Origin of the sequence: Labilibacter marinus (genome assembly GCF_001659685.2) — a bacterium.
In the GTDB taxonomy this organism is placed as follows: domain Bacteria; phylum Bacteroidota; class Bacteroidia; order Bacteroidales; family Marinilabiliaceae; genus Saccharicrinis; species Saccharicrinis marinus.
The window spans coordinates 44,589-58,944 of record NZ_LXYE02000035.1 but is presented as its reverse complement, the minus strand read 5'-3'; the positions used below and the strand labels follow the sequence as shown (position 1 = coordinate 58,944).

The 14,356-nt window shown below is 38.3% G+C and carries 6 protein-coding genes; 5 read left to right on the top strand and 1 reads right to left on the bottom strand.

Annotation, left to right across the window (positions count from 1 at the left end; all coding sequences use genetic code 11):
- Nucleotides 1–106 precede the first annotated feature (106 nt).
- The gene (locus A8L32_RS14640) at nt 107–2,623 is read left to right on the top strand and encodes a hypothetical protein (protein ID WP_075590839.1); all 2,517 of its coding nucleotides are present in this window, start codon (nt 107–109) and stop codon (nt 2,621–2,623) included.
- A gap of 43 nt (nt 2,624–2,666) precedes the next feature.
- On the opposite strand, the gene A8L32_RS14635 is transcribed toward A8L32_RS14640, so the two are convergent.
- Entirely contained in the window at nt 2,667–3,821 is a 1,155-nt protein-coding gene (locus A8L32_RS14635; RefSeq protein WP_075590838.1) for a hypothetical protein, read from the bottom strand.
- Between the two features lie 368 nt (nt 3,822–4,189).
- Between A8L32_RS14635 and A8L32_RS14630 the strand changes: the two genes are divergently transcribed.
- The 4 genes from A8L32_RS14630 to A8L32_RS14615 all read left to right on the top strand — a co-directional run bounded on the left by A8L32_RS14630 (nt 4,190) and on the right by A8L32_RS14615 (nt 14,237).
- A complete protein-coding gene (locus A8L32_RS14630) occupies nt 4,190–5,782 on the top strand; it encodes an alpha-L-fucosidase (RefSeq protein ID WP_075590837.1) in 1,593 nt (530 codons plus the stop codon).
- A gap of 210 nt (nt 5,783–5,992) precedes the next feature.
- A complete protein-coding gene (locus A8L32_RS14625; RefSeq protein WP_075590836.1) occupies nt 5,993–8,581 on the top strand; it encodes a glycoside hydrolase family 2 protein in 2,589 nt (862 codons plus the stop codon).
- Between the two features lie 128 nt (nt 8,582–8,709).
- Nucleotides 8,710–10,272 (top strand): sulfatase-like hydrolase/transferase, encoded by a 1,563-nt coding sequence (locus A8L32_RS14620; RefSeq protein WP_143525121.1) that lies wholly within the window; start codon nt 8,710–8,712, stop codon nt 10,270–10,272.
- Nucleotides 10,273–10,295: 23 nt separating this feature from the next.
- The gene (locus tag A8L32_RS14615) at nt 10,296–14,237 is read left to right on the top strand and encodes an Ig-like domain-containing protein (RefSeq protein WP_075590834.1); all 3,942 of its coding nucleotides are present in this window, start codon (nt 10,296–10,298) and stop codon (nt 14,235–14,237) included.
- Nucleotides 14,238–14,356: the final 119 nt, after the last annotated feature.

Here is a 14,356-nt window from a genome sequence, read left to right as displayed (position 1 = left end):
ACTATAGCTACCTGTTATCGTGGTGATTAAAGGTGCCAGAGGCACGATGTTATGGTAAATTCTTCTCACAAAAAGAATGCTTTATTGAAAAGTAAAAATTAATCAAATGAAAAATATTTATATCCTCTTCATAGCTATTGTATTTATTTCTTGCGAGAAACAAACCGTACAAATAGCGAACCTTTCCAACACAAAAGTGGGTCAGCATGCAACAGAAGAACTTCATAAATATTTGAATGAAATCTATATAGATACAGAGTTTGAAGTTTTGGAAACAAATGCCGACATCCAACTTATGCTAGCTTCTCAGGCAGGAGATTTGGGAATATCAAACTTACCTATTAAAAAAGAAAGCTTTTTAATCTCCTGTAAAGATGATAAGGTATACATTATTGCCTCCGATGAAAGAGGATTGTTAAACGCCGTTTACGCACTTTTGGAAAAACAGGGCTGTGGCTTCTTTATTGGTGGCGATGTAGTTCCTGCCCCAAAAGACTGGGACGGATTTTCAGATTGGAGTATGAAGGATAACCCTGTCTTACAGGACAGGTCGCTATTTAACTGGCACAATTTTTTAAGCGGTTGTACCGGATGGGATTTAGAGGATTGGAAGGCATACATTGACCAGGCCAATAAAATGCGTTACAATGGCATTATGGTGCATGCTTATGGCAATAACCCAATGTTCAGCTATGAGTATTTGGGCGAAACCAAAACCACCGGGTCTTTTAATAGCTCAATCAACGGTCGCGACTGGGGTAACCAGCACATTAACGATGTACGCCGAATGGTAGCAGGCGATATTTTCGATGCTCCGGTTTATGGAGCCAAGCCATCGTTGGCAGATGAAGGTAAAAAGGTTGAAGTAGCCTCCCGCATGATGCACGATGTTTTTGAATATGCCGAAGCGTGTGGCACCAAAGTAATTTTTGCGCTAGATTTTGATACGTGGATGTCGCATCCCCAAAACATTGTGAAGAAGTTACCAAAGGAAGCCCTATTAAATATAAATGGTTACCTGACACCGAACCCGGAACATCCGGAAGGATATAAATATTATAAACATCAGGTACAGGAGTTGGTGAAAAAATACCCGCAGATTGATGAACTAACGGTGTGGTCGCGCTCTCCAAAAAACAAAAAAATATCAGTTTTAGGGTCTATCTGGATGGAGTTTCCGTATGAGGAATTTCCTGAGCAGTGGAAGAAGGAATACGACCAGCTTGTGAAGGAAAATCACGCTCTAAAGCACGAACTGTATTCGCAAGGAATGTTTACCTTTTCGAAAATTGTGAAGGCATTATTAAAAGCAGCAGGCGAAGTAAAACCTGAATTAAAACTGGGCTATGGCTCATGGGGTTCCAACTGGCTCGATATGGCCGATGTGTTAATGCCTGAGGGAGTACCATTCAGACCTTTGGATGTAGATTTCGATTCGAAAAAATCAATAAAATATTTCACCTCTGTTGATGAAAAACGACAGGTGTATCCTATAATTTGGGCACATCATGACGATTTTGCCTATATAGGACGCCCATTTACACCAAATCAGAATTTTACAACTAAGGCACAAGAGCGCAAAATTCAGGGTGTGGGTATCATCCATTGGACCACACATCCGCTCGATTTGTATTTTACGGGTATTGCCAAACAACTTTGGGAGGCATCGGCCAATGAACCCTTACATACTACGGTGGATAATTATGTGTTTGCACGATTTGGAACATCATCACCTCAACTCTCAAAATACTATTACGAGTGGATAAGCAAAGGCCCCATTTTTGGTCGTGAAACATCCGATAATTTTATCGATTTGGGCAAGCTACATTGGAAGTATATAGTTAAATCTTGGCCCGAACTTATTCCTGAGGCCGAAGCCCGAATAAAAATGCTCGATGCTGTTCCGCTCCAACAGCAAAACGATTACTGGAAATATCAAAGAGGTATGGAGCAGTTCTATATTTCATTTTTCAAGAACCAGTCTGCTTTCACCGAAGCTTACAAATTGGCCGAAGATGGAAAAATGATAGAAGCTGCTGAATTAATGAAAGGAACCCATCCATACGAAACCATTCAAAAATTTGTGGATGCCACCAAAATCATTGGTTTCACTGCGGGAGAAGAAGCTTTAGTGCTATCCTTAAACACCCGTTGGTTGGTTGATTACCTTAATTTAAAACAACGCGTGGCACTTGAACCTGTCCGTATCCGTTTTTCAAACACCAAACACGACCCTCTGGCACAAGGCAAGGGCAATAATACTTACACTATTGACGATAACGGAAAATGGTGGATATGTAAATGGGAACACGAGCTTCCGAACAATAAATTTGTGAATAATGAAGAAGAGGCACTTCTTTTAGGCGATACAAGTACTTATAAACTACGTACCATGCACGGACAAAATTTGGTTCCGGGAGAATATGAACTAAGCCTTTGCACCCAGGGAACCTCAAAAGGTAATATTCGAATTCTTTCCAATAACAAAGAAATTGCTACAGTGCAATCGAACGGAAATACTCCAACAAAAATTAAGTTTAAATGCAACAATTGCAATAAGCTTTATTTACAATATGATGCTGGAGAATTAAAAATTACGGCCATTGAAATTTATCCAATATAAGTTTCAGGATAAACACTCCTAAAATCAGTATTAATAAGCTCTGTTAGAAAGGAAGTACTGCAATCTCTTTAAATGTAAGGTCAATACGTTCTTTGCCATACACCTTGTAAACAGCAGTAAAGTATTTATTCGCTTTTAAGTGGTGTTTACTAAACTCAGAAATTGAATTCAAATTGGTAAAATGCTCAATCATTGCCCTGTTTCCAATCTCATGTTGTGAAAAAAAGTAGAACTGCGTTGTATTGTGAGGCCCCGGAACGAGAGAAACAATCGCATAATCAAAGTCGCCTAATCCTGACGATAAAATATTAATAGTTGTATCGTTTATAAGGGAGTGAGATTTTATTTCTAAATTATTCTTTTCTGTTATTTTACAATATGGATTTGATGAATTAAATAAACCTGTAAACATAGGATTTGTAAGGACACCTACGTAAATAAAATCCTCTTCCTTTATTCGGCTATATTGTGCCCTGCTCGAAAACTCTATGTTAAAGTCGGAATTGTACTGTCCAAAAAGTCGCATAATATTTTTACAGGCAAGTGCCCCATCACCTGTAATGTATGAATAATTAGATAGTCGAAGGTTTTTACTGCTGTCCTGCTTTTGTACATGTTCCTGGTATTCTTCTTTTGAGTTGTAGTGAAAGTATTTTATAAAATATGGCTTATTTTCGTCCGTCCGTCCTATTAACCCATAAATGTCAGAAACATAAAGTGTTGTTTTGTAATTGTTTGAAATAAGCCCTCCCCATAACGTCAAAGGTTTTTTTGGTAAATTTTGGAATACAAGCATTGCAATCAAGAGAACAATAACAAAATAGGGTACGAATTTAGCATCAAATTTTGGCCTCGACTTTCGTTCTTCTTTTTTCGAAAACCTTTGTTTAAACTTTAAATTATATTGCCCCTTTTTAATTATTGCTTCATACTCGTTATTTTTTCCCTCACCTTGGTAATAAGCTGTTAGCTTTTTCCTGAGGTGATATATATTTACGCGTACCCTGGGGTTTATGACGTCAGAATCTTGCCTGTCTCCATAAAGCTCTACTTCTATCACATTTTCTTTTAAATGAGCGCCCTCAATATTCTTTTCAACCAGATAACGTAACAAGGCCGAACTTGAAGGTGATTTTTTAAAGATATCGCTGTCTAATATTTGTTGAAGTAGTTCTTTTTTCTTTTCAGGATTGAGCATGTGTAATTCGTTGAATACGCTGTAATATTAATTCATCGAAATTAACATTATTCATAAGTAAAAACAAGCTATTTAACTGTTGATTTACCGTTTAATTCACCACATTTTAATAGGGTTTCGATTTGTCAAAAAAGCTTTGTATGTGTTAGCATATGAGTTGAATATGTTTGTGATAACCGTTTCACCTACCGTTGAACAGCCAATTTCTTCGTGTTTAAAAATGGAATGTGGCATATTTGACTATACGAACTTATTTCCGGTCAAAATCATGAATATTAAAATTGAGGAATTAGAAAATAAGCAATAACGAAGTAGTTGTACAAACTCTTAACAGGCTTATTAAATTGAAAATATTAAAAAATCTATTTATGAATAAGATAATATACAGTGTTGCAGTGTTTTTCTTCTTGTCTGTTTTTTGCAGCGCTCAAAACACTTATACGCCCAATTGGGAATCGCTTCAAAATTATGAAGCCCCCGAATGGTATGAAGATGCCAAACTTGGTTTTTGGCCAATTTGGGGTGTATACTCAGTTCCTGCATTCAAGGGTGACCATGCGGCCGAATGGTATGGCCGATGGATGTATTGCCAAAAAGGACAAAGTTCAAGAAATAATCAAGGTTTGGCAACACACCTTCATCATCACGAAACTTACGGACCACCTGAGGATTTCGGATACAAAGATTTAATACCCCTATTTACCGCAAAAAAATTTGATGCTGCAGAATGGATTTCCATATGTAAAGATGGTGGAGCAAAGTATTTTACAACACTTGCCGTGTTTCACGATGCCTTTTGTATGTGGAATTCTCCATCCACAAAATGGAATTCGGTAAACATGGGGCCAAAGCGTGATATAGTAGGCGAACTAGCAACTGAAGCACGCAAGCAAGGGCTTAAGTTTGGTGTATCAAATCACTCGGCATGGAATTACTGTTTTTTTCAGTGGAACCACGTCAACCGTTATGATGCTGTAGATACGGCTAATCAGGATTTATACGGTAATCCAATTTTTCCGCGCAGCATGGATACGGTTCGTATTTTTAAAGGAGAAGAGCGTAATCATTTTTTAGCGCGTACACGCTGGGGAACAACCATACAGCCAAGTAAACGAGATTTAGAACGTTGGCTTCAACGCACCAAAGAAGTCACCGACCTCTATCAACCCGACCTCCATTATTTTGATTGGGGCTTTAAAACTACACATTGGGAACCTTACCGATTGGCATTTGGGGCGCATTATTACAACCAAGCTGTAAAGTGGAATAATGGAGAATTTGGGAAGCCCAACGTGGTTATAAATTATAAAAGCAAAATGTATGCAGAAGGAAGTGCCGTGCGCGATTTTGAACATGGTGCATTTGACCACATCCACAACATGGTATGGCAAACCGACGAAAGCATTTATTTTGGTCACAATTGGGGCTATGCTGAGGGAATTGAGATAAAACCCGTAAATATGGTAATTGACCAGTTTATGGACATAATAAGCAAACGTGGAGTTTTGATGCTTGCCATTGCGCCAAAAGGAGATGGTACATTTCCCGAAGACCAAAAGCAGTTTATCCGCGAAATGGGAGCTTGGTTAAAAGTGTGTGGCGAAGCAGTGTACGCAACTCGTCCGTATGAGGTTTTTGGAGAGTTAGGCGAACATTGGCTCGAAAAAGATGAGCACGGACATAAAAAATACGAAACCACTGCAGAAGACATTCGTTTTACACGCAATAAGGCCAATACCATTTTATACGCAACAGCTTTGGAATGGCCCGGCGAAACGATGCGCATAAAAACCTTGGCTACAGCTGATTTATCCCAACTTGAAAAAGTTTCGCTTATGGGCTCAAAAAAGAAATTAAAATGGAAACAAACGCCAAAAGGGCTGGAGATTACAATGCCCAATGAGCCAGATTATAAGTTCGCGTATCCTGTAAAACTGGAGTTTAAAAGCAAAGTACCATAGCTCAAAGAATAGCATTCAAGATTTATGATTTTATTACCATAACTACCTGCACCATGGTGCTGAAAAGTGCTAGAGGCACGATGTTATGGTAGTAAATTCTTATTAATCTCATAAAAAGTTCCGTAGGAACGGTGTTATTCTTTCAACGTTTGATGCGAATATCAACAACAAAATTACGAGTAACAGACAAATCAAAGGAATAAAAACAACATGAAAACACGAATATTTATCGCGCTATTTGTTTTGGGGCTTTCTATAAAGGCACAACAAAACATAAACAGCAATTGGTTTTTTAAAAAAGGAGAAGCTGAAAACGCTTTGGATAAAACAGTCGATTTAAAAGAATGGAAAGAAGTTGAATTGCCACACACCTATAACCCATCTGGGTCTGCAGAGGTTTATCGCGAGCAAAAAGTGGATGTGAGTTATACCGGCCAAGCTTGGTACCGAAAAAGTCTAATGGTGGATAATAAACTAAAAGGCAAAAGGCTCTTTTTACATTTTGATGCGGTGTACATCGATGCCAATGTGTATATAAATGGCGAGAGAATTGGGAATCATAAAGGAGGCTACTCTGCTTTCGCCTTTGAAATTACCGATAAGGTAAAGTATGGTTCTGAAAATCTTATTTCGGTAAGTGTATCCAATAAATACAACCCCGAAATTACACCTTTAAGTGGTGGATATATCAAGTTCGGAGGCATCACGCGCCCCGTTTCACTTATTGTTAAAGAAAAATTTTGTATCAGCCCTGTACATTATGCGACAACAGGTGTGTACTGTAAACCAAAGAACATAACTAAAGAAAAAGCAGAATTAGAAATCGAAACCGTTTTAAATAGTTCCCAGAATTTAAGTGGAAAATCAAAAGTGGTTTGTGCGATTTATAATGAGAACAAAAAGCTTGTTGCCAAAGAAACTTTTAAGGTTAAACGTAAAGAGCAAGGACAGTGGCACATAAACATACCCATTACTGTTGAAAACCCTGAACTATGGAATGGCTTGGAGAATCCGGCCCTTTATACTGTAAAAGTAGAGCTGTACAACAATAACCATTTGCTCGATGAAATTACAGAAACTACGGGCTTCAAAAATGTACATGTAGACAGGGATAAAGGTTTCTTTTTAAATGGGAATGCTTATCCACTTTATGGAGCTGCCCAGCATCAATATTACCCGGGAGTTGGTTCGGCTATGCGCCCCGAGCACTTTGATGAAGATTTGGAACTTATGCTTGATATCGGATTGAATGCCATGCGTTTCTCTCATTATCCGCACAGTAAATACAGGTTAGATTTATGCGATAAACACGGTATTATAGCTTTTTCAGAAATAGCATTTATTGGTTGGTTTAATGAAACAGAAGCTTTTACAGATAATTGCAAGCAGCAAATTCATGAAATGGTGTATCAGCAAATCAATCATCCTTCTGTGGCCATTTGGGGCTTGTTTAACGAAATTACAAGTGACGTTAAGAGGGGCTTTAGTTGTATCCCTTTAGTAAACGAACTGAATGGCATTGCCAAAGAAATTGATCCTTCACGTCTTACTTGTGGGGTAAGCTGGAAAGCCGGTGAGCGTAATGATGTTGCCGACCTTTCGGGTTGGAATCGCTATCAGGGTTGGTATTGGAATGCATACCCCGGTAGCCCTGGTGACTTTACCTGGTTGGATAACATGCGCAAAGAATTCCCCAACCGTAAATACGGCATTACAGAATATGGCGGTGGCGGAACTGTTCATCATTTTGATGAAAACCGAAAAGCAGCACCTTATAATCAAGACCAATTCCACCCTGTCGATTTTTATAACTATAGTCACGAGGAGCACTGGAAAGCAATACAAAAACGACCATGGCTGTGGGGTACCTTTATATGGACTTTAACAGAGTTTCTTGTTCCAGGTTACGACCAGGGAAGTGCTACCTACTTGCATGACAAAGCTTTGGTGGGAGAAAACCACACCGACAAAAAAGATGCCTATTACTTTTATAAAGCCAACTGGAAAAAAGAACCTGTTTTTCATTTAGCCTATAAACAATTTGATATACGTCTGAATGATGAAGCGGAAGTTACCGTATACTCAAATTTAGATGCGGTAAAATTAGCGGTAGACGGGGTAGATTATGGAACACTTAAAAATGCAGAAAACGGTGTTTTTAGGTGGAACAATATTCCCTTAAAAGCAGGTAACAATAACATTGTTGTAAGTTCAAATCAAGATGGCAAATCGTATCAAGAAAGCGCTACTTGGACCTTTGTAGAAGATATGCATACTAACAAACGGGTAAAAGAACTGGTAAAGTACAGCGATAAGTGGAATGCGCTGTTTAGGGAAGAACAAGAGGAAACCAAAAAGAAGCGAGGCTCAGGAATTCCAGGCGAAGAAATAAATGCAACTTTTAATGCCTCATTAGATGTTTGGAGTTCAAGTTCTACTTGGGATGAAGTACAGCTGCCATTATCTACCAAAACGCAAACATCGAGTGGAAATTGGCCGGGTAAAATGGTATATCTTACAAAAACATTTGAAGTTACAGGTTCTTCCATTATTAATCCTCATATCTACTTAAAACAAACAGCCGCATTGTCTAAAGAAAATGCCGGAAGAATTTCAATTGCCATAGATGAGAAAGCGATTCTAACCCTTGAAGAAGGTTTTGAAGATTATCGTCTCATTCCAGTAAAAGAGCGACTTGGCGAACTAAAACCAGGAAAACATACCATTTCGATAATTGCCAATACGCCCGAAAAAGGTGGCGTATTGGATGTAGGTTTTGTAGAAATTATAAAGCCATAAATACACCTTAAATTTTATGACTATTATAAATTGAAACTTCAATGAATATGGAATTTTAGTGCACAAGGGTATGATTAATTTCGGTGCCCTGTGCCTTGATTTCTGTGTTTTGATTCTAAATAAAAAATATGAAACCACTAAAAATACTGCTCTACTGCATGTTTACAGCTTTGCTCGCATGTAATCCCAAAAGCAAAACAACACAACAAAACCCCAATATTATCCTCATTTATGCCGATGATTTAGGGCGTGGCATGTTAAGCTCTTATGGCCAAAAGCATTTAACAACACCAAATATTGATAAACTGGCCAATGAAGGAATGCGCTTTTCAAATGTGTATGGATGTATGTTTTGTGCACCTGCCCGTGCTAGTTTGCTCAACGGAATGCACGATTGCCACAAACAAATATGGAGCCTTACCGATGCTGGTATTTACAAAGAATTGGGAAAAAGTTTAACATATAACCAAATTGAAGAGAAGATACATAAACTGGCTCCACCCGAAAACGAAGGTGAAGTATTTTTAGCCGATGTGGCCAAAAGGCAAGGCTACATAACGGCCGAATTTGGCAAATTAGAATGGGGGTTTGCAACTACGGCCGAAAGAGTTAAAAGTCATGGTTGGGATTACCATTTTGGTTTCTACGACCATGTGCGCTGCCATGGATTTTATCCACCCTTTTTATTTGAAAACGGAGAGGTTGTATCCATTGAAGGGAACACCCATGCTGACTGTGGAAAAACGGCTTCGTTCGAATCTCCCGAAGAATATAAAAAGCGCTGGGATATGACGGGGAAAGCAGTTTATTCCGACAAAATAATTATGGACAAACTATTGGCTTTTATGGAAAACAACAATCCTCAAAAAACAGGTCAGCCATTTTTCATACATCTTCCATCACAGTTGCCTCATGGCCCAATATCTGTACCTGAAGTGCATCCTGAATTAAAGAACAATAAAGCACTTACAGAATTTGAAAAAGAATACGGAACCATGGTGAAAATTCTGGATGAAGATGTGGGTAAAATCTATGCAAAATGCAAAGAACTGGGCATTTTAGAAAATACCATTATCATTTTTACGGGCGATAATGGGCATGAGGTGTACACCCGTCAAGCAGGAAAAACAGAACATGGGCGTGCCACATTAGATGGAGGTAAATTTGATGATATCCATACGAAGTTTTATAGCGAAATAAACGGAGATGTTTTTGATGGAAACGATGGCATGGCCGGACTTAAACGTTCCAACTGGGAAGGTGGTGTGCGTGTGCCTCTTATTTGGTATTGGAAAGGAAAAATAAAACCTGGAACTCAGTCGGACCAACTGGTGGCCAACTATGATTTGCTAAACACCATTGCTGAACTCACAGGCGGTGAAATTGTAAAAGGAAAAGACAGTAAATCGTATGCCCAAACCTTATTGGGCAACAAAAGCGAGGAGCATAAATATACCGTTTTCGCTTCGGTAATGGGACCAGCCATTGTTACCAATGATGGTTGGAAGCTAAGATATTACACCCGCAAAAAAGTTTTTCAATTGTATAATCTAAAAGATGATTACAGGGAAGAGAAAGTATTGAATGCGCGATTTCCCGAAAAAATGGAAGCGTTAAAATCGATACTGTTGAAAGAGTGCGATGGCGATTGGAAAAATGGAGGTTATCCGAAATTTTCAATAATTAAGTAGACAGAACCGTAAACAATACAAACATGCATCAAAAAATATATTTACTTATAATTAGTTTAGTACTAGGCTTACAGCAAGCTTTTTCTGTTTCGCCCGAAGAAACATTAGCACGACAAAAGATAGACACCCTGAACAGTTTAATTGTTGAGGTAGAAGGCATGGGCTTAGATGCGACCAAAGAAAAAATGACCATCCGAACAGCAGAAGTTTTTTTAAAATATGCAGAATGGGATGAAGAAAATATCGCTGAAAACACAGGGCATTTTAAAATGGTTTCTCGCTATAAAGACAATGCAGAAGAGATGGCCACAATATTGCCAAAATTCGAAAGGGATGAAATAATTATTATGCTCGATGATGCCATTGATTTTTTGCATAAATTAAAAAGTGGAGACTATTTAAGAAAACCAATTCAAAAACTGGATTGGAATAACATAAAGCATGAAGGAGACCAATTAACCCATAATGGCAAGCCGGTATTTATCGAAGATTATATTTGGAAACCCAGCACAAGCGAATTGAGCGAATATTATGGTAATTTCGATGGGGTGTATTTGGACCAAAGTAAAGTGACAAATGCCGATGGTGATATTAACTATTGGACGATGAAAAACCTGAACGAAAGGGAAAGCAATTCGATAGGGTATGTTTTTTTGGGAAATAAAGGTGTATTAGATTGGACTTTGGAAGAATATGGAGCTGATTTTAGGCTTCCTATCGAACGGTATACGGTTTATGATATTGATAATACCGGTGCCTTAGAACTAAATGAGTTATTACTAAAAAGTACTGTGCCCCTTACTGCTGGTAAAAAAAATAGCGAATTAGGCTATATGTTATGTAACGAGCCTCACTTTTACACCACAAAAACGGGCGATAAAGTGGATTGGGCAAGTGGCGAAGTAACTTCACATACAAAAGAAAAGTTTAAATTGTGGCTTAAGGATAAACATGCCTCCATCCAAGCACTAAACACTTTATGGGGAAGCAGTTTTGCCAGTTTTGACGATGTTACAATAGAGATTCCTATAGACAGAAGTTTAATTGGAACTCCAAAATGGTACGATTGGATTACATTTAATTGCTTTAGGGTTACACAATGGTATACCAACCTGAAAGGAATTGTAAGGAAATATGACCCTAATGGAAAAGTGCATCTAAAAATTATACCAAACCATTGGGCAGGTAGTTATCGTGGTCAAGGGATTGATGTAGAAGCATTAACTGAGTTGAGCGACATTATTGGACATGATGCAGGAGCACAAGATGCTCCAATGTGGGGAGAACACGAATGGCAAGAATATTATGGATTCGAATGGCGCGATATTTTTATGAGCATGGATTTCTTAAAATCAGTGAGTCCTGAAAAATTGTCTTTCAATTCCGAAACACATTATTTATCAGGCGGAAGGTCTAGAGACTTATATCAAAAACCAGAATATGCAAGGGCATGTTTCTGGGCATCGGCAACGCAAGGTATAAGCGCCAACCAAATTTGGTTTTGGGCACGTTTGGCCGACGGCTCGGTTAAATCGAATCCTGGCAATGGTTACGCAGGTTCAAACAATCACCAACCACGTATTGTCAACGAAATTGCATCTGTTCACATGGATTTAAATACCCATGCCGATGTTATCATGGCTATGCAAAGGCAACGTAAACCCATTCGTATTTTTCACTCCGAGACATCGGCAACCAATAAAGCCGAACACATGGAAGATGTGTATGAAGTATACGAACGTTGTAACTTCGAAGGGGTTCCTGTGGGTTTTGTGACCAAAAATATTATACAAAAGCAAGACAACAGCAGCTGGGATGTGGTACTTGTTCATAAAACAGAATTTGTCACCCCAAGTGAGCTTGATGCACTTCAGTCGTACTTAAATAATGGTGGAACGGTTATTATCGATAATGTAAGTTTATTAAAAGATGAATATGGAAGGCCGATCACTCCTTTAACCAAAGGAGACGGGAACTTAATTAAAGTAAGCTCGCTAGACCAAATGTATAATGAAACCTTCGCATTAATCGAACAGAGCGAACATAGCCCAGCAGTTAAAATAAGTGAAAAAAGTAATATAGGGAAGAAAACCTGTGCCTGGAAATGTGTTGAAGATGAAAACGGCAATCCTGTTTTATCCATTGTAAATTTAGGTAAATCGGCAGTAGAGCTTGTAATTAAACCTAAAAACATAGCTCCTTTTGTAATTACTGATATGCTTAATGGAACCACAGTAAACGACACGGTTACCATTCCAAAATTTGGCGTATTGTTTTACAAAATTTCGCCATACAAAGCGCTGCCAGAAACCCCTACAACTCCACAAAATCTCAACGTTTCAAATATTTCAAAAAACGGATGTGTATTGCGTTGGAGTGCATCAAAAGACAAAGATGGTGTGGCTGGATATATTGTGAAACAAGACGGCGTTTACCTTCAAACCGTAACGAGTACTTATGCCCAAATAAGCGACTTGGCCTGTAATACAAACTACAGCTTTTCGGTAATTGCACTTGATAATGATGAAAACCAATCCGATATTTCTTCATCTGTTTCTGTTACAACAGCAGAGTGTATGGTAACATCTTTCGAAGTTGGTAATGATTTTTCGAATGGCGAAACCGTCGATGGTTGGAGTTCCAACATGGTAATAAACGAAACCGATACTTACATTAATACTACAGGAGCCGAACAAAACTTTACCCTGGATAATTTCAATTTTTACGCACTTCGCAAAAGCGATCCAATCACACCATTTGTGGTAAAAGTAAATGGAGATAATGATTTTACTGTGCTAGCAATAGGTACTACTCGCACAAACTCGGACTATGTTGTTGGTAGCAATTCCGTCAAATTTAGTGCATCTCCAACAAAATTAGCTTTGGCCGATGGGGATACCATAGCCATTGGCTTTCTTGATGCAAATGCCGATGGCACAGGAGGAGGCTCAAGTTCTGTTATTTCTTTTGACCAAGAAGCTGAAGCCGATGAAATATGGTATACAGGGGGAAAAGAAGGAAGCACCTCTGGCAGTGTATTGCTTAATGCTGAACCCACACCTGGAGAATCTGCCATCACAACTTTAAAGCGCACATATCATTTTGGGATAAGCCTGTTTAATAGCAATATGGACAAGCCAAAACCCAAGGTTTATTTTATGTCACCCATAAAAAACAGCTATGCAGTGGCCGATTCTAATTTGTTTGTAAAAATTGGCGCACAAAGCGAAACAGGGATTGCGCATGTACAACTATTCTTAAACAACGAATTAGTAGGGCAAAAAGAAGTCGCGCCATTTCAGTGGGGAAAAGACAATTTGCTCATGCAAAACATGAAAGAAGGAGTTTACACATTAAAAGCCATAGCTAAAGATTTTGCCGGAATTACCAACGAAACAAGCCTGCAAGTCTCTGTTGCAGCAGCACAAAAACCTACAGTATCTTTCCAAACACCATTGCATAATTCAGAATTTTATCAAGGTTCTGATTTAAATATAACAATAGATGCATTTAGTAACTTTGGTATTGCAAACGTAAAATTATATGTAAACGAAACATTGCTTGGGCAAAAAATATTACCTCCATTCTCATGGGGAGAAAAAGAACCATTGTTGCAAAATTTACCAACAGGAAACTATACGCTAAAAGCAGTTGCTGAAAACGCTCTCGGATTGAGAGCCGATACAAGCATTTATATTAGTGTAGCGTCAAACACAAATGTAAATGTAATTGAAGCTGATAATTCTTTAAAGGTATTCCCAAACCCGGCTAAACATCAATTTACCATAAAATCAAAAGAGGCTGGCACTTATAAACTGTTTGATATTCAGGGTAGAATTTGTAAACAAAAAGAGCAAAAGTCAAAAAAACATACAGTTCAAGTTTCAGACTTACAATCAGGGCTATATATTTTGCAGTTTAAGTCTGATAAAGGGTATGCAATACAAAAACTTGAACTACAGTAGTGAAACAATCAATTTTGAAAGAGCCGATAAAAACATGCCAGTTTTGCTAATCTATTTTTGGATTGCATGAAGCAATATATAAAAAACATAATCAGAAATGATGCTATTTAAACGAATAC

Excerpts from the sequence above, each read along its gene's own strand:
- A8L32_RS14635 (WP_075590838.1), bottom strand. The coding sequence starts at position 3,821 with ATGCTCAATCCTGAAAAGAAAAAAGAACTACTTCAACAAATATTAGAC.
- A8L32_RS14615 (WP_075590834.1), top strand. The coding sequence starts at position 10,296 with ATGCATCAAAAAATATATTTACTTATAATTAGTTTAGTACTAGGCTTA.
- A8L32_RS14625 (WP_075590836.1), top strand. The coding sequence starts at position 5,993 with ATGAAAACACGAATATTTATCGCGCTATTTGTTTTGGGGCTTTCTATA.
- A8L32_RS14620 (WP_143525121.1), top strand. The coding sequence starts at position 8,710 with ATGAAACCACTAAAAATACTGCTCTACTGCATGTTTACAGCTTTGCTC.
- A8L32_RS14630 (WP_075590837.1), top strand. The coding sequence starts at position 4,190 with ATGAATAAGATAATATACAGTGTTGCAGTGTTTTTCTTCTTGTCTGTT.
- A8L32_RS14640 (WP_075590839.1), top strand. The coding sequence starts at position 107 with ATGAAAAATATTTATATCCTCTTCATAGCTATTGTATTTATTTCTTGC.